The organism is Actinoplanes rectilineatus, assembly GCF_000962825.1.
GTDB classification, from domain to species: Bacteria; Actinomycetota; Actinomycetes; order Mycobacteriales; family Micromonosporaceae; genus Actinoplanes; species Actinoplanes rectilineatus.
The window spans coordinates 39,492-54,766 of the sequence record NZ_JZKF01000022.1 but is presented as its reverse complement, the minus strand read 5'-3'; the positions used below and the strand labels follow the sequence as shown (position 1 = coordinate 54,766).

General features: G+C 73.4%; 11 protein-coding genes. 9 read left to right on the top strand and 2 right to left on the bottom strand.

What is annotated here, in order from left to right:
- Positions 1-178 precede the first annotated feature (178 nt).
- The 4 genes from WH85_RS18515 to WH85_RS18500 are packed head-to-tail and all read left to right on the top strand — an operon-like array spanning position 179 to position 6,865.
- Positions 179-1,261 carry an ATP-binding protein gene (locus WH85_RS18515; RefSeq protein WP_245673995.1) on the top strand — a complete coding sequence of 361 codons (1,083 nt, stop codon included), beginning with the start codon at positions 179-181 and terminating at the stop codon, positions 1,259-1,261.
- Positions 1,258-3,552, top strand: coding sequence for a DUF5682 family protein (locus WH85_RS18510; protein WP_045743154.1), 2,295 nt, complete (start codon positions 1,258-1,260; stop codon positions 3,550-3,552). Before WH85_RS18515 ends, WH85_RS18510 begins: the two co-directional genes overlap by 4 nt.
- Positions 3,549-4,664, top strand: a complete 1,116-nt coding sequence (locus tag WH85_RS18505) for a VWA domain-containing protein (protein ID WP_045743153.1) — start codon at positions 3,549-3,551, stop codon at positions 4,662-4,664. The genes WH85_RS18510 and WH85_RS18505 overlap by 4 nt, the downstream gene beginning before the upstream one ends.
- Positions 4,661-6,865, top strand: a complete 2,205-nt coding sequence (locus WH85_RS18500; protein ID WP_245673994.1) for a hypothetical protein — start codon at positions 4,661-4,663, stop codon at positions 6,863-6,865. Before WH85_RS18505 ends, WH85_RS18500 begins: the two co-directional genes overlap by 4 nt.
- A 124-nt stretch (positions 6,866-6,989) precedes the next feature.
- On the opposite strand, the gene WH85_RS18495 is transcribed toward WH85_RS18500, so the two are convergent.
- Positions 6,990-7,685, bottom strand: coding sequence for a SanA/YdcF family protein (locus WH85_RS18495; RefSeq protein ID WP_045743217.1), 696 nt, complete (start codon positions 7,683-7,685; stop codon positions 6,990-6,992).
- 50 nt (positions 7,686-7,735) lie between these two features.
- Here WH85_RS18495 and WH85_RS18490 point away from each other — a divergent pair, with 50 nt between their 5' ends.
- The gene (locus tag WH85_RS18490) at positions 7,736-8,554 is read left to right on the top strand and encodes a GNAT family N-acetyltransferase (RefSeq protein WP_045743216.1); all 819 of its coding nucleotides are present in this window, start codon (positions 7,736-7,738) and stop codon (positions 8,552-8,554) included.
- 24 nt (positions 8,555-8,578) lie between these two features.
- Here the strand turns inward: WH85_RS18490 and WH85_RS18485 are convergent, their stop codons facing one another.
- Entirely contained in the window at positions 8,579-10,825 is a 2,247-nt protein-coding gene (locus tag WH85_RS18485; RefSeq protein ID WP_045743215.1) for an exo-beta-d-1,3/1,6-glucosidase, read from the bottom strand.
- Positions 10,826-11,028: 203 nt separating this feature from the next.
- Here WH85_RS18485 and egtA point away from each other — a divergent pair, with 203 nt between their 5' ends.
- The 4 genes from egtA to egtD are packed head-to-tail and all read left to right on the top strand — an operon-like array spanning position 11,029 to position 15,255.
- Positions 11,029-12,258 (top strand): ergothioneine biosynthesis glutamate--cysteine ligase EgtA, encoded by a 1,230-nt coding sequence (gene egtA, locus WH85_RS18480; protein WP_045743152.1) that lies wholly within the window; start codon positions 11,029-11,031, stop codon positions 12,256-12,258.
- Positions 12,255-13,547 carry an ergothioneine biosynthesis protein EgtB gene (egtB, locus tag WH85_RS18475; RefSeq protein ID WP_045743151.1) on the top strand — a complete coding sequence of 431 codons (1,293 nt, stop codon included), beginning with the start codon at positions 12,255-12,257 and terminating at the stop codon, positions 13,545-13,547. Before egtA ends, egtB begins: the two co-directional genes overlap by 4 nt.
- Positions 13,547-14,296, top strand: a complete 750-nt coding sequence (gene egtC, locus WH85_RS18470) for an ergothioneine biosynthesis protein EgtC (RefSeq protein ID WP_045743150.1) — start codon at positions 13,547-13,549, stop codon at positions 14,294-14,296. The genes egtB and egtC overlap by 1 nt, the downstream gene beginning before the upstream one ends.
- Positions 14,293-15,255 carry an L-histidine N(alpha)-methyltransferase gene (gene egtD, locus WH85_RS18465; protein WP_045743149.1) on the top strand — a complete coding sequence of 321 codons (963 nt, stop codon included), beginning with the start codon at positions 14,293-14,295 and terminating at the stop codon, positions 15,253-15,255. Before egtC ends, egtD begins: the two co-directional genes overlap by 4 nt.
- Positions 15,256-15,275: the final 20 nt, after the last annotated feature.

Below are 15,275 nucleotides of genomic sequence, written 5' to 3'. Positions count from 1 at the left end.
CGTTCCGTTCCCCCGGTGCCTTCGGGAGTGATCATGGCTGGACCTTCGTCCGTGGTGGACGCATCGCCGCGATCGGGGAGATCCGGGCCGGCCTGCCGTGGGGGACGCCTGTCCTGCCGGAGTGAGCCGGCCCGGTGGCGGCGTCCGAGCTGCTGTGCGACGTGAAAGAGGTGTTTCTGTGAATGTCCAACGGCCGCCCGCCGAGGTCCGGTTCGCCGACGAGCTGGCGAGGCTGCGGGAGACCGACGACGCGCCCCGGCCGCCCGGCTGGGCGCTGTCGCTGCGGGCCGCCCGCGCGTTCATCGTCGGCGACGACGCGCTCGGCGTCAGCCGCAAGTTCGTCGGTGACCCGTCCCTGATCGACCGGGCCCTGGTCAGCCTGGCCACCAGCCGTGGTCTGCTGCTGGTCGGCGAGCCCGGCACGGCGAAATCGCTGCTCTCCGAGCTGCTGGCGGCGGCGGTCAGCGGCGACTCGACCCTCACCGTCCAGGGCGGCGCGGCCACCACCGAGGATCAGATCAAATACTCGTGGAACTACGCGATGCTGATCTCCGAGGGGCCGACCGCACGGTCGCTGGTGCCGGCACCGCTGCTGCGCGGCATGGCGGGCGGGATGACCGTCCGGTTCGAGGAGATCACCCGGTGCCCTCTCGAGGTGCAGGACTGCCTGCTCTCGCCGCTCTCCGACCGGGTGCTGGCGATCCCGGAGCTGCCCGGTGACGCGGGCATGGTCTTCGCCCGGGACGGCTTCAACATCATCGCCACCGCGAACACCCGGGACCGCGGTGTCAACGACATGAGCGCCGCCCTGAAACGGCGGTTCAACTTCGAGACGGTCTTCCCGATCGCCGACTTCGACACCGAGCTCAGCCTGGTCGAGTCCGAGTCCGGCGCGCTGCTGCGCCGCTCCGGGGTGACCGCGCCACCCCGGCGGGACGTGCTCGAGGTTCTGGTCACGGCGTTCCGCGAGCTGCGGGCCGGGCGGACCGCCCGCGGCGACGAGATGGACCGGCTCTCCGCGGTGATGAGCACCGCCGAGGCGGTCGCGGTCGCGCATGCGGTCGGTCTGCGCGGCTGGTTCCTGCACGGGGCGCCGGGCACCGCCGCCGACCTGGTGTCCTGCCTGGCGGGCACGGCCGCCAAGGACAGCCCGGACGATCTCGCCAAGCTGCGCCGCTACCTCGAACAGCACACCGCGTGGCGGACCGGCGAACCGTGGCGGGAACTGCGGGACGCCCGGCGGGAACTCCCCGGCGGATGAGTCTCACCGTCATCGGCGTCCGGCACCACAGCCCGGCCTGCGCCCGGCTGGTCGCCGCCACGATCCGGGCGCTGCGTCCGGCGTACGTGCTGATCGAGGGCCCGTCCGACATGAACGGCCGGATCGGCGAGATGCTGCTCGGCCACGAACTGCCGGTGGCGGTGTTCACCAACTACGCCGACGGGGAACGCCGGCACGGGTCGTGGGCGCCGTTCTGCGCGTATTCGCCGGAGTGGGTGGCGTTGCAGACGGGCCACGAGACCGGTGCCGAGTTGCGGTTCATCGACCTGCCGGCCTGGCACGAGGCGTTCGCCGACCGCAGCAACCGCTACGCCGACGCGGAGTTGCGCTATGCCGAGGCGGTCGACCGGCTGTGCACGATGTTCGGGGTGGACAACACCGACGCGCTCTGGGATCACCTGGTCGAGATGGGGCCGCAGGAGGAGATCGCGGAGCGCCTCACGGCGTACTTCGACCTGATCCGGGGTGAGTCGGCGGCGGGGGAGTCGGACACCGCGCGGGAGGCGTACATGGCGGGGTGGCTCCGGGCCGCCCGCGCGCATGCCGGTGATCGGCCGGTCGTCGCCGTGGTCGGTGGTTTTCACCGGCCGGCACTGTTGCGTCTGGCCGAGGGCGGCCCCGCTGACTGGCCACCGGTGCCGGACCTGCCGGCGGGCGCGGTCGTCGGCAGCTATCTGGTGCCCTACTCGTTCCGGCGGCTGGACGCCTTCGCCGGCTACCAGTCCGGCATGCCCTCCCCGGAGTACTACCAGCAGCTCTGGGACCACGGCCCCGAGTCCGCAGCCCGGCATCTGGTCACCGTGGTCGCCGGCCGTCTCCGCGGGCGCGGCCACCCGGTGTCCACCGCCGATCTGATCGCGGCCCGGACCACCGCCGAGGCACTCGCCCTGCTGCGCGGCCACCCGGTCCCGGCCCGGGTCGATGTGCTCGACGGCCTGGCCTCCGCGCTGGTCGCCGAGGCGCTGGACGTGCCGCTGCCCTGGTCGGTCCGCGGCGCCCTGACCGCCGGCCAGCATCCGGCGGTGGTGGAGATGACCGCGGCCCTGAGCGGCGCCCGGCTCGGCCGTCTCCACCCGGACACCCCGCTGCCGCCGCTCGTCCACGCGGTCACCGCCGAACTCGAACGCCACGGCCTGGACCGCTCCGGCGAGATCACCGTCGACCTGCTCGACCCCCGGGACCGGGAGCGGAGCCGGGTGCTGCACCGGCTGCGGGTCATGGCCATTCCCGGGTACGCCCGGAGCACCGGACCGGAGAGCGGCCTGGACCCGGCGCTCGTCGAGACGTGGACTCTCCGCGACGAGGGCAGCCGCCTCGTCGCCCTGATCGAGGCGGGTGGATACGGCGCGACCCTTCCGGCCGCGGTCGAGGCCCGCCTGGCCGAGCGGGTCGCCGAGTCCCCCGGCGACCTCGCGGCGCTGGCCGCGGTGTTGTTCGACGTGGCGCTCAGCGGGGTCGGCGAGCTGACCGGCGATGTGCTCGAGCAGCTGGGGCACGGGGTGGCGGCCGGCACCGACCTGGCCGAGCTGGGCCGCGTGCTGTCGGTGGTGCTGGCCCTGTGGCGGCACGACGAACTGTTCGGCACGGCGGGCACCGCGGCGCTGGGCGTGGTCGTGGAGGCCGCCACCCGCCGCATCCTGTGGTTGTCCGACGGTCTGCACGGCCCGGGCCGGCCGGCCGACCCGAAACGGATCCGCGCGGTGGTGGCCGTCCGCGACGCCGTGCTGCACGGCCGCCGTGCCGGGGTGCTCCCGGCCGCCGCGGTCGAGGTGGCCGGCCGGGTCGCGGTGGACCGGGCGGCCCCACCCGACCTGCGCGGCGCCTTCTACGGCCTGGCCCGGGTGGTCGCCGCCGCCGTCCTCACGGATCTCCCCGGGGTGCCGGGGCTGCCGACCCCGGCCGAGGCGGTGCGCGGGGCGTTCGCGGGCGGGACCGCGGGGGACTGGCTGGCCGGGCTCTTCGGGGTGGCGCGGGAGACCGTACTCGCCGTGGACGGGATGCTGCCCCTGCTGGACGACCTGATCAGCGGGTTCGCCGCCGACGATTTCCTGGTGGCGCTGCCCGCGCTGCGGCAGGCCTTCGAGTTCTTCCCGCCCCGGGAACGGGAGACCATCGCGGACCGTCTGCTGGACCGGCGCGGGATGACCGGCTCCGGGAGGGCCCTGCTGCGGGTGCCGGCGACGCCCGAGGTGGTGGCCGCCGGGATGGCCCTGGACGAACTGGTCGAGCGACGGCTGTCCGCCGCAGGCCTGGGCACGGGAGAACGATGAGCGATCACGGGCTGGAACGCTGGCGCCTCATCCTGGGTGCGCCGGCCGCCGGGGGCCTCGGTGAGCTGACCGGTGATGCGGCCGGACAGGACGCCGCGCTGTCCTGGCTCTACGGCCGCGACGAGGAGTTGACGCGCCGCGACATCCGGCGGGACGGCGGGCCCGGGCCGTCCCGGCTGACCACGGTGGACTGGCTGGACGGCATCACCCGGCTCTTCCCCAAGGAGACCGTCGAACGCCTGCAGCGCGACGCCGTCGAACGCTACGAGATCAACGACATCGTGACCGACCCCGCCGTTCTGGAGAGGATCGAACCCAACCCGGCGCTGCTGCGGGCCGTGCTGCGGACGAAACACCTGATGAACCCGGAGGTGCTGCGTCTCGCGCGGCGCCTGGTCGACACCGTCGTCCGGGACCTGGTGGCCCGGCTCGCCACCGAGATGCGGCAGAGCTTCTCCGGCGCGCGGGCCCGCCGGGCCAGCCGTTTCAAGCAGGCCCGCGACTTCGACGCCCGGCGGACCATCCGGGCGAACCTCGGCCACTACCGGCCGGAGGAGCGGAGGCTCTATGTGCAGACGCCGTACTTCCTCTCCCGCAGCCGCCGGGAACTCGTGCCCTGGCAGGTGATCCTGCTGGTGGACCAGTCCGCGTCGATGCTCCCGTCGGTGATCCACTCGGCGGTCACCGCCGCGTGTCTCTGGGGCCTTCCCGGTGTACGCACCCACCTGATCGCCTTCGACACCGAGGTGGTCGACCTCACCGACGACGTCGCCGAACCGGTCGAGGTACTGATGAAGACACAGCTCGGCGGGGGCACCGACATCGCCCGCGCGGTCCGGTACGCGACCGGGCTGATCGAGCGTCCACGGCGCGCGATCGTGGCGGTGATCAGCGACTTCTACGAGGGCGGATCGGAGAACGACCTGGTGCACGGGGTCCGCGAACTGGCCGGTCAGGGCACGATCGTGCTGGGGTTGGCCGCGCTCGACGAGGAGGCGGATCCGGCGTTCGACCGGAAGTGCGCGCAGCGTCTGGCCGACGCCGGGGCGACGGTGGGCGCGATGACGCCGGGCGAGCTGGCAGCCTTCGTCGCGGAACGGGTGGGCCGATGACCGCCGCCGACCTGCCACCCGCTGCTGATCTGCCACCCGCCGCCGACCTGCCACCCGCCGCCGACCCGCCACTGCGCGCCGATCTGCCAGCCGTCGCCGGGCTGCCTCCGCGCGCCGGGCTGCCGTCGCGTGCTGATCTTCTGGCGCTGGACGCCGACGCTCTCGCGGCGCTGGCCAACCGTGGCCTGGTCAAACGGGCCGCCCGGGACGCGGAACGGGAACCCCCGGCGTTGCGGTCCGGGGAGCAGTCCGCGATCGTCGCCGAGTGGGCCGACGGGGTCCACAGTGAACTCCCGGCCGGAGGTCTGGAGCGGGGCAGCTGTTCGTGCGGGGCGAGCGGGGTGTGCCGCCACCTGATCGGTCTGGTCTTCGCCTACCAGGCGGCCGCCGCCGGAGACCCCGGCGAGACGGTGGAGGGTCGCGAGGCGGAACCGGTCGCCTGGTCGCCGGGCGGGTTCACCGACGCCGACCTGGTCGCCCGGATCGGGGCGCGGCTCGTCGACGCCGCCCGGCGGACGCTGCGGGCCGGATACACCGCCCGGATCCGGCGGGGCGCGGTGCCCACCGTCGAGCTGCCGTCGGCGACGGTGCGGTTCCTGGTGCCGCACGATCTCGGATACGTGCACACCGACGCCCGCCGTGGCGCCCGCGACGACGTGATCGCCCTGGCGGTGTGGGCGTTCCGGGCCGCCGACGAGGTACATCCCGTCGTCGAGAACCCGCCCGCCGAAGGGCATCCCGACGGCAGTCCCGGGGCTGGGGATCAGTTCGCGGCCGAGGGTCGTCCCGGGGCCGGGGACCAGTTCGCTGCCGAGGGGCGTCTTGGGGCAGGGGATCTGCTCGTCGACGTCGGCGGTGAGCCGGGGGCGGGCGGGGACGCGGGTTCCGGGCTGGAGGCGGTGCTGGAGTTCGCCACCGAGGTGCTGAGGACCGGCGCGGTCCACGCCGGCCCGGGGCTCACCGCCGCAGCCGCCGGGCACCTGGCCCGGCTGGAGCGGTCCGGCCTGCGCTGGCCGGTCGACGCCACCACCGAGCTGGCCGACCAGCTCGTCGCGTACCGCGAACGCAGCGCCCGCTACGCGCCGGAGACCCTGGCAGACCTGATCGCGGAACTGTTCGCCAGGCACCGCGCGGTCTCCGGTGACGGCCTCGGCCCCGGTGTCCGGGCCCGGGTGCTCGGCACCGAGGAGGCGGCCGAGACACCGATGCGCCGGGTACGCCTGGACGGCCTCGGCGCCCGGGTGACCGCGGTCGACGACCGCCGGCATGTGGAGATCTTCCACGCGCAGGCCGCCTCCGGGGTGGTGCTGGTCTCGCACCGGCACTGGGATTCCCCGGAGACCGGCCCCGACCTGGCCCGCCGCCGTTCCGGCACGACGACGATCGCCCGGCTCGCCGCCGGGGTGCTGGTCACCGAGTCGGCGCTGCGCAGTGCCAGCCGGACCGTGCGGCTGGCGAACAGCCGGATCGCCCCGTCCACGGTCACCGCGTCGACCGGCGCCTGGGGCGAACTGCCGCCGGCCCTGGTGGCCCGGGACTTCGCCGCTCTCGGCGCCGAACTGGACGCCCTGCCGCCCCGGCCGGTCCGGGCCCGGGTGCGCGCCGAACTGGTGCGGGTCCTGGCGATCGAGGAGGTGGGAGACTTCCACTACGCCCACGGCATGCAGCGGCTGACCGTCGTCGTCCGGGACGCCGCGGGCCGCCCGGCGCAGGTCACCGCCGTTCACGCCGCGGTGGTGCCGGGCCGTCTGGACGCGGTCGCGGCAGCGCTGTCCGGCCGGCACGGTCGCCCGGAGTACGTGGCCGGCACCGTGCACCGCAGCGGCGGCGGCCTGGTCGTCGAGCCGTCCGCGATCGCCGTCGGTGGTGCGGTCGTGGTGCCCGACCTCAGCGCCCCGGACAGTATCGCCGGGAAGACGCCCTTCGCCGACTTCGAGGAGACTGACCCGTTACGGTCATCGCTCGACGAGGCCCGGGCGGTTCTGGGCGAGGTCGCGCATGCCGGGCTGGCGCATCTGCCCGGCGGTTATCCGCACCGGCTGACCGCCGCCCGCGCGAGCCTGGCCACGGTCGGCCTGCGGCGGGTGGCCGAGGCGCTCGACCGGTTCGCGGCACGGCTCGGCCCCGACCCGGGGGACGGTGCCGTCCAGGCCTGGGCCGATGCTCACCTGCGCGTCTCCTTGGCGGCCGACCTGCTCTGAACAGGTCCGAAGCATGGCTCAGGACGCAGCGGGTGCGGGTCGGGACGAGGGGGAAGGGAGCAGGGAGCGGCGAGTGCGGGGTTGGGACGCAGCGGGTGCGGGAGTCAAAATGCGCGCGCGGGCCTCAAGAGGCGGCGAGCGCGTCCTCGACGCCGGTCTCGTGGCGGCCCAGGAAGATCGGGTCGCGGCGCGAGAGCACGTCGGCGGCCGCCTTGACCGCCGCGCCCTGCTCGCGGATCTCGCTGCGGAACCACATCTCGCGGAACACGCGGACCGAGTCGTCGCCCACCCCGTCCGCGTCGACGCCCAGGCTGCGGCAGAGGGCCACCGCCCGTTCCAGGTGGTAGCCCTGGGTGACGACGACGGCCCGGTCCACGCCGAAGACGCGGTGGGCGCGGGAGCAGGAGTCGTAGGTGTCGAAGCCGGCGTGGTCGAGCACGATCTTCGAGGTGGGTACGCCACGGGCCGCGAGCCAGACCATCATCGAGCCGGGTTCGTCGTAGTTCCAGTTGCCGTGGTCGCCGGAGACCAGGATGGCCTTGACCTTGCCGGCGTTCAGGAGTTGCCGGGCGATCTCCAGGCGGGCGGCGAGGAACGCGGACGGCTGGCCGTCGAATCCGACCTGGGCGCCGAGGACCAGTGCCACCGGCGCGGCGGGCACCGTGTTCAGCTGGTAGATGTGGCCGTCCGCGCTGTCGCGTACCCATGTGAGGGAGCCCGCGGTGACGGCGAAGGCGAGGAGGCCGCCGAGGGTGCCGGCCACCACGATGCGGCGGCCGGCGGCCTTGAGGCGATCAGGAACGGTCAGCCGTCGGAAGATGCGCACCGCCCGAGGATGGCAGGTGAGGGCAATGCGGCACCATGGCTCTCATGATCGACAAGGTTGACCCGAACGGCGCGGAACCCTGGTTCGGATGGGCGCTCGCCGCCCGGGATGCCCGGGTCTGGCGTCGTCCGGGGGCGGCCGTGGTCGCCTGCCCCGGTCTGGCGCATTGGGACCGTCTGGCGATGAGTGGCGAGCCTGATGCTCTGGCCGGTCTGCTCCGGACGGTCTATACCGAGATCGACGGCGATTTCCGGCCGTTCGGGTCGGAGGAACTGGTCACCGCCGTCGTGGCGCGGATGCCGGAACTCGAGGTGAGCGCCCGTTTCGCCTGGATGGAGACGACAGATCCGCTCGGCCCCGGCGGCACGGAGAGGTCGGTGGGCGGCACGGGGAGGCCGGCGGGCGGCGCGGAGGGGGCGGCGGGTGACGCGGAGAGGCCGACGGGTGACGCGGGGAGGTCGGCGGGCGGCACGCAGCGAGCGGCCTGGCTGGCCGAGGACGCCTGGCCCGAGGTGACCGCGCTGATCGAGAGCGACTTCCCGGAGTCGTACGCACGACCGGGCGGCCTCGACGTGCGGCGGTGGGCGGGCATCCGCGACGACGACGGGACCCTGCTCGCGGTGGCCGCCGAGGCGTGGTCGTCCGCCGAGATCGGTTTCGTGGCCGGGGTGGCGACCCGCGCGGACGCCCGCGGGCGGGGCCTGGCCGCGGCCCTGTGCACGTTCGTCACCAACGAGCAGCTGGCCGCGCCGGACCGGACCCGGGTGGCCCTGATCGTCGACTACTCGAATGTGGCGGCCGTTTCCGCGTACACGAGAATGGGTCTGAAGCGACGTCCGGTGGCCGCGGCCCGTCGCCGATGAGCGACCGGCCACGGCCGGGGCCTCTCAGCTGATCCGGAACTTGGCGGTGAGCAGGTCCTGCGGCTTCGAGCTCGGGCCCACCAGCAGCTCGAAGTCGCCCGGTTCGACCACCCGGCGGGCGTCCGCGCCGACGAGCGTGCAGACCCGCGCCGGCACCTCGATCGTCACGGTCACGCTCTCGCCCGGCTCGACGGTCACCTGCCGGTAGGCTTTCAACTCCCGCTGCGCCCAGGTGACGCTGGTGACCAGGTCGCTCACGTAGGCCTGGACGGTCTCCAGCGCGGGCCGCCCGCCGGTGTTCGTCAGCCGCACCGATGCGCGCACGACACCGTCGGCCGTCACTTCCGGTTCCTCCACGCTCAGCCCGTCGTAGACGACCGTCGTGTAGCTGAGTCCTTCGCCGAACACGAACAGCGGTTCCTGGCTGAGGTCGGCGTAGCGTCCGCCGTGCTGGCCGCGCAGCTGGTTGTAGTAGACCGGCAGCTGCCCGGCGTGCCGGGCGGCCGAGAGGGGCAGCCGGCCGGACGGTTCGATCAGGCCGAGGAGCAGTTCGGCGACGGCCTGGCCGCCGCGCATGCCCGGGTTGAACGCCTGCACGACGGCCGAGGCCGCGAGGGCGGACGGCGGGAGCGCGTGCGGCTTACCGTTGATCTGCACGACGATCGTCGGGGTGCCGGTGGCGACCACCGCATCGAGCAACGCGATCTGTCCGCCCTGCAGTTCCAGGGTGGCGGTCGACCTGCCCTCGCCGGTGAGTTCGACGGTGTCGCCGACCACCACGATCGCGTAGTCGGCTCCGGCGGCGGCCTGCCGGGCGTTTTCGAGCTGTGCCGGGTCCGCGGTGATCGGCTCGGCGATCGGCGGCCGGGGCTGGCCGTCCGGGAAGGTCGCGCCCTCCGGGTCGGGCACCAGCCGGACGATGCCGGCGCCCGGCTCGTGGCGGATCTCCCAGCCGTCGGGGGCGAGGTCGCGCAGGCCGTCGAGCACTGTCGTGGTGAGTTCCCGCGGGTGGCCGCCGGGCATCCAGTCGACCTGGCCGGAGTCGCCGGCCCAGTCGCCGAGCTGGGCGGACACGCTGTCGGCGTTCGGGCCGAGCACCGCGATCCGGCGTGGTCCGGCGGCTGCGGGCAGCGGCAGCACGCCGTCGTTGCGCAGCAGGACCAGGGACCGCCGGGCGACCTCGAGGTTGAGCGCGGTGTGCTCCGGGTTGCCGATCACCGCGGCCTGCCGTGCGGGGTCCGGGGTGCGCGGGTTCTCGAAGAGGCCGAGTTCGAACTTGAGGCGCAGGATGCGGCGGACCGCGCCGTCCAGGTCCTGTTCGGTGAGCAGTCCGCGGCTGATCGCCTCCTGCGCGCCTTCGAAGAAGGCGGGGGTGGTCATCACCACGTCGTTGCCGGCCTTGACGGCGACCGCGGCGGCCTCGGCGTAGTCGGCGCAGACCTTCTGTTCCCAGACCATCCGGCCGACGTTGTCCCAGTCGGTGACGAGCGTGCCGGTGAAACCCCATTCCTGCTTGAGTACGTCGTTGAGCAGCCACTTGTTGGCGGTGATCGGCACCCCGTCCATCGACTGGTAGCCGAGCATGAAGGTCTGGCAGCCCGCCTCGACGGCCCGTTCGAACGGCGGCAGGAACCAGGAGCGCAGTTTGCGCGGGCTGATGTCGGCCTCGCTGGCGTCGCGCCCGCCCTGGGTCTCGGAGTATCCGGCGAAGTGTTTGGCGGTGGCCAGCACGGCGGTCGGGTCGTCGAGCCCGTCGCCCTGGTAGCCGCGGATCATCGCCGCGCCCAGTTCGCCGATCAGGTACGGGTCTTCGCCGAACGTCTCGTCGATGCGCCCCCACCGCAGGTCACGGGCGATGCACAGCACCGGCGAGAAGGTCCAGTGCACGCCGGTGGCGGAGGCTTCCACGGCGGTGGCCCGGGCGACCCGTTCGAGCAGGTCCGGGTCCCAGGTCGAGGCCATCGCCAGTTGGGTGGGGAAGACCGTGGCGCCGGGCCAGAAGCCGTGGCCGTGGATGCAGTCCTCGGCGGTGAGCAGCGGGATCCGCAGCCGGGTCCGGGCGACCAGTTCGGCGGCTTCGATCAGCTTCGCCGGTGAGGTGTGCAGGATCGAGCCGGCCAGCTTGTCCAGGACGAGTTCCGGTAGTTCCCGGCGGGCGTCGAGTTGCAGCATCTGCCCGGCCTTCTCGGGCAGCGTCATGCGGCCCAGCAGATCCTCCACGCGCTGCTCCACGGGCAGCGTCGGATCCTGAAAAGGAAAGTCTGCGGGCATGGGTGCCTCCGGTCTGCCGATCATGAACAGGGTGGAAGTCTTCCAGTCCGGAACCGGTTCCGGCACCCCGTGCCGGTTCCGGAACCTGGTGCGGGGTAAGGGGAGGCGAAATCTCGGGTGTGCCGGTAAGGTCCTCCATGGATCGCACCCAATGGAGTCTATCGATTACTCAAAGTGATCGCCGACGTCGGACAGGGGGAATCATGGGATCCACGGATCGGGTGCTGCGACGCAGTGCCGATGCGATCGAACACATCTCCGGCATCTGTTTCAAGACCGGACCACCGCGCCGGATCGGCGCCGAACTGGAGTGGACCACCCACCGCGCCGGGGAGCCGTCCGCGTACCTGCGGCCCGCCGACCTGGCCGCCGCGCTCGGCGAGCACGCGCCCGCCACGCTCGGCAACTCCGCACCCGTGCCGCTTCCCGCCGGCGGCGCCGTGACCCTGGAACCCGGCGGACAGGTGGAGATCTCCTCGGCCCCGGCGGACTCCCTCGCCGCGCTGCACACGGCGATCACCACCGACCACGCCGTCCTCGCCGGTCTGCTGGCCCGCTCCGGGATCGTCCTGGGCGACCACGGCATCGACCCGGAGCGACGGCCACGGCGCATCCTCGACACCCCCCGGTACGCGGCGATGCACCGCGCCTTCGACGAGGCCGGCCGGACCATGATGGGGTCCACCGCCGGCCTGCAGGTCTGCTTCGACGCCGGCGAGCCGGGCAGCGTGGCCGCCCGCTGGCACCTGCTGCACGAGGCCGGGCCGGCCCTGCTGGCCCTGTTCGCCACGTCCCGCCGGCACGCCGGCCGGGACACCGGCTGGGCGTCGGCACGGATGGCCGCCTGGTTCGGCATCGATCAGCGGCGGACCGCGCCGGTCCCGGCCACCGGCGATCCGGCCGGGGACTGGGCACGCTACGCGGTGGAGGCACCCCTTCTCTGCGTACGCACGGACGACACCTGGGACGCCCCACCCGGAACGACCCTCGCGGACTGGATCGAGACGGGTGCCGTCCCGGGCCGGACCGGCCGGCCGCCCACCCTCGACGACCTCGACTACCACCTGGGGACGCTGTTCCCGCCGGTACGCCCGCGCGGCTACCTCGAGGTCCGCTACCTGGACGCGCAGCCCGGCGACGAGTGGATCGCCCCCGCCGCGGTGCTGACCGCCCTGCTCGCCGCCGACCCGGTCACCGACCGGGCCCGCGAACTGGCCGCGCCCGCCGCCGGCCGCTGGCAGGCCGCCGCCCGGCACGGCCTGGCCGACCCCGACGTGCACCGGTCCGCCGCCGACCTGGCCGACCTGGCCTGTCGCAACCTGGACCGCACCGGACTCGCCGCGCCGGTCCGGGACCTCGTCGCCGGGATCGTCTCCCGGCGCCTCGGGCAGGACCTGCATCAGCGAGAACGCATCAGAGGAGGGATTCGATGACCGATCTGCGGCTCGCCATCGCGGCCGAACTCGAGCGCGCCCGGTCCCGGACCGTGGCACTCACCGACGCGGTCGACGACGGCGACCTGGTCCGCCAGCACTCGCCGATCATGTCGCCGCTGGTCTGGGACCTGGCGCACGTCGGCAACCAGGAGGAGTTGTGGCTGGTCCGCGACGTCGGCGGACGTGAGCCGGTCCGGCAGGACATCGACGAGCTCTACGACGCCTTCAAGCACGCCCGCAAGGACCGGCCGGGGCTGCCGCTGCTCGATCCGGGGCAGGCGCGGGCGTACGTCGGCCAGGTCCGGGACAAGGTGTTCGACGTGCTGGACCGGGTCCGGTTCGATCCCGGGGCACGGCTGGTGGACGGCGGCTTCGCGTTCGGGATGATCGTGCAGCACGAGCAGCAGCACGACGAGACCATGCTCGCCACCCACCAGTTGCGGGTGGGCGATCCGGTCCTGACCGCCGAGCCGGCGCCCGCCGCCCGGGTGCCGGTCGCGGGTGAGGTGCTGGTGCCGGGCGGCCGGTTCACCATGGGGACCAGCACCGAACCGTGGGCGCTGGACAACGAGCGGCCGGCCCACGACGTGCACGTGCCGGCGTTCTGGATCGACGCCGCTCCGGTCACCAACGGGGCGTACCTGGCGTTCGTCGACGCCGGTGGCTACCAGGATCCGTCCTGGTGGAGCGAGCGCGGCTGGGAGCACATCACGAAGAACCGGATCGACCGGCCGCTGCACTGGGTTCTCGACGGCGACCGGTGGCTCAACAACCGGTTCGGACGGGTGACCCCGATCAACCCCGACGAGCCGGTCGTCCATGTCTGCTGGTTCGAGGCGGAGGCGTACGCCGACTGGGCCGGCAAGCGGCTGCCGACCGAGGCCGAGTGGGAGAAGGCGGCCCGCTTCGACCCGGCGACCGGCCGCTCCCGGCGATTCCCCTGGGGCGACGAGAACCCGGCCGCCGAACACGCCAACCTCGGTCAGCGGCACCTGAACCCGGCCCCGGTCGGTGCCTATCCCGCCGGCGCCTCGCCACTCGGCGTGCACCAGCTGATGGGCGACGTCTGGGAGTGGACGTCGTCCGGATTCCACCCGTACCCGGGGTTCGTGGCGTTCCCCTACCGGGAGTACTCGGAGGTGTTCTTCGGCGGCGACTACCGGGTGTTGCGAGGCGGCTCGTTCGGCACCGACGGCGGCGCGGTCCGGGGCACCTTCCGCAACTGGGACCACCCGATCCGGCGGCAGATCTTCAGTGGATTCCGCTGCGCCCGGGACGCCGGCTGATGTGCCGGCACCTGGCGTACCTGGGTTCACCCGTACCCCTGGAAAGGTTTCTGCTCGGTCTGCCGCATGCCCTCGCCGTGCAGGCCTGGGCGCCCCGCGACATGCGCGGCGGCGGCACCGTGAACGCCGACGGTTTCGGCGCCGGGTGGTTCCCGCCCGGCGCCACCGTCCCGGTGCGGTACCGCAGTGCGATGCCGATCTGGTCGGACGCCGCGCTTCCGGCCCTCGCCGCGGCCACCACGTCGGGTGCGCTGCTCGCGGCGATCCGGTCCGCCACGGTCGGTATGCCGGTGGTGGAGACCGCCGCCGCACCCTTCACCGACGGTCACTGGTTGTTCAGCCACAACGGCGTGGTCAAGGGGTGGCCCGGCAGCCTCGCCGGCCTGGCCGGCGAACTGCCGATCGAAGATCTTCTGACATTGGATGCGCCTACCGACTCGGCGGCCCTCTTCGCTCTGGTACGCGCCCGGCTCCGAGCCGGCTGGCCCGCGGCGAAGGCGGTCACCACCGTCCTGGCCGAGGTCACCGCCGCCGCGCCCGGATCGCGGCTCAACCTGCTGCTCACCGACGGCACCCAGATCGTCGCCAGCACCCTCGGGCACTCGCTGCACGTGCTGGCCGGCCCGGACGCGGTGCTGGTCGCGAGCGAGCCGCTCGACGACGACCCGGCCTGGCAGCCGGTGCCCGACGGGCATCTGCTGGTCGCCACGCCCGGCGCCCTGGACCTCACTCCGCTAGGAGCTGCATGATCACCCTGATGGACGAGCGTGACCTGGCCCGGTGGCTGCGCGCCGACGTGCGTACCGGCTTCACCGCCACCCCGAAACGCTTACCGCCCAAGTGGTTCTACGACGCCCGGGGCAGTGCCCTCTTCGAGGAGATCACCCGGCTGCCGGAGTACTACCCGACCCGTACCGAACGGGCCGTCCTCGCCGAACACGCCGCCGAGATCGCCCGGATCACCGAGGTCAAGACCCTCGTCGAACTCGGCTCCGGCTCCTCGGAGAAGACCCGGCTGCTGCTCGACGCGCTGACCGCCCGCGGCACCCTGGGCGGGTTCGTGCCCCTGGACGTCTCGGCGGACGCCCTCGGCGACGCGGTCACCGTGCTGGGCGAGTCCTACCCGGGGCTGACCGTCACCGGCGTGGTCGGCGACTTCTCCCGGCACCTGCGCCACCTGCCGGACGGGGACAGCCGGATGGTCGCGTTCCTCGGCGGCACCATCGGCAACCTCACCCCCCGGGAACGGTCCGCGTTCCTGGCCGCGCTGCGGTCGACCCTGCACGAGGGGGAGTGGCTGCTGCTCGGCGCCGGACTGGTCAAGGACCCGGCGATCGAGGTGCCGGCGTACGACGACGCGGCCGGCGTGACCGCCGAGTTCAACCGCAACGTGCTGCGGGTGATCAACCGGGAGCTGGGGGCGGCGTTCGACCCGTACGCGTTCGATCACGTCGCGCTCTGGGCCCCCGGTCCTGAGTGGATCGAGATGCGGCTGCGGTCCCGTGTCGCGCAGCGGGTGGCGATCCCCGGTCTCGGCATGACGGTGGACTTCGCCGCCGGGGAGGAGATCCGCACCGAGGTGTCCGCCAAGTTCCGGCGCGGCGGGATCACCGCTGAGCTGGCGGCGGCCGGTTTCGAGGTGTATCGCTGGTGGAACGATCCGCAGGAGTGGTTCGGGCTGACACTGGCACGTGCGGTGCGCCCCTGACCCCTCCGCTGTTCTTCAGG

Bases quoted from the DNA above. Each gene is read 5' to 3' on its own strand.
- WH85_RS18510 (WP_045743154.1), top strand. From the start codon at position 1,258: ATGAGTCTCACCGTCATCGGCGTCCGGCACCACAGCCCGGCCTGCGCC.
- WH85_RS18505 (WP_045743153.1), top strand. From the start codon at position 3,549: ATGAGCGATCACGGGCTGGAACGCTGGCGCCTCATCCTGGGTGCGCCG.
- WH85_RS18500 (WP_245673994.1), top strand. From the start codon at position 4,661: ATGACCGCCGCCGACCTGCCACCCGCTGCTGATCTGCCACCCGCCGCC.
- WH85_RS18490 (WP_045743216.1), top strand. From the start codon at position 7,736: ATGATCGACAAGGTTGACCCGAACGGCGCGGAACCCTGGTTCGGATGG.
- WH85_RS18485 (WP_045743215.1), bottom strand. From the start codon at position 10,825: ATGCCCGCAGACTTTCCTTTTCAGGATCCGACGCTGCCCGTGGAGCAG.
- egtA (WP_045743152.1), top strand. From the start codon at position 11,029: ATGGGATCCACGGATCGGGTGCTGCGACGCAGTGCCGATGCGATCGAA.
- egtB (WP_045743151.1), top strand. From the start codon at position 12,255: ATGACCGATCTGCGGCTCGCCATCGCGGCCGAACTCGAGCGCGCCCGG.
- egtC (WP_045743150.1), top strand. From the start codon at position 13,547: ATGTGCCGGCACCTGGCGTACCTGGGTTCACCCGTACCCCTGGAAAGG.
- egtD (WP_045743149.1), top strand. From the start codon at position 14,293: ATGATCACCCTGATGGACGAGCGTGACCTGGCCCGGTGGCTGCGCGCC.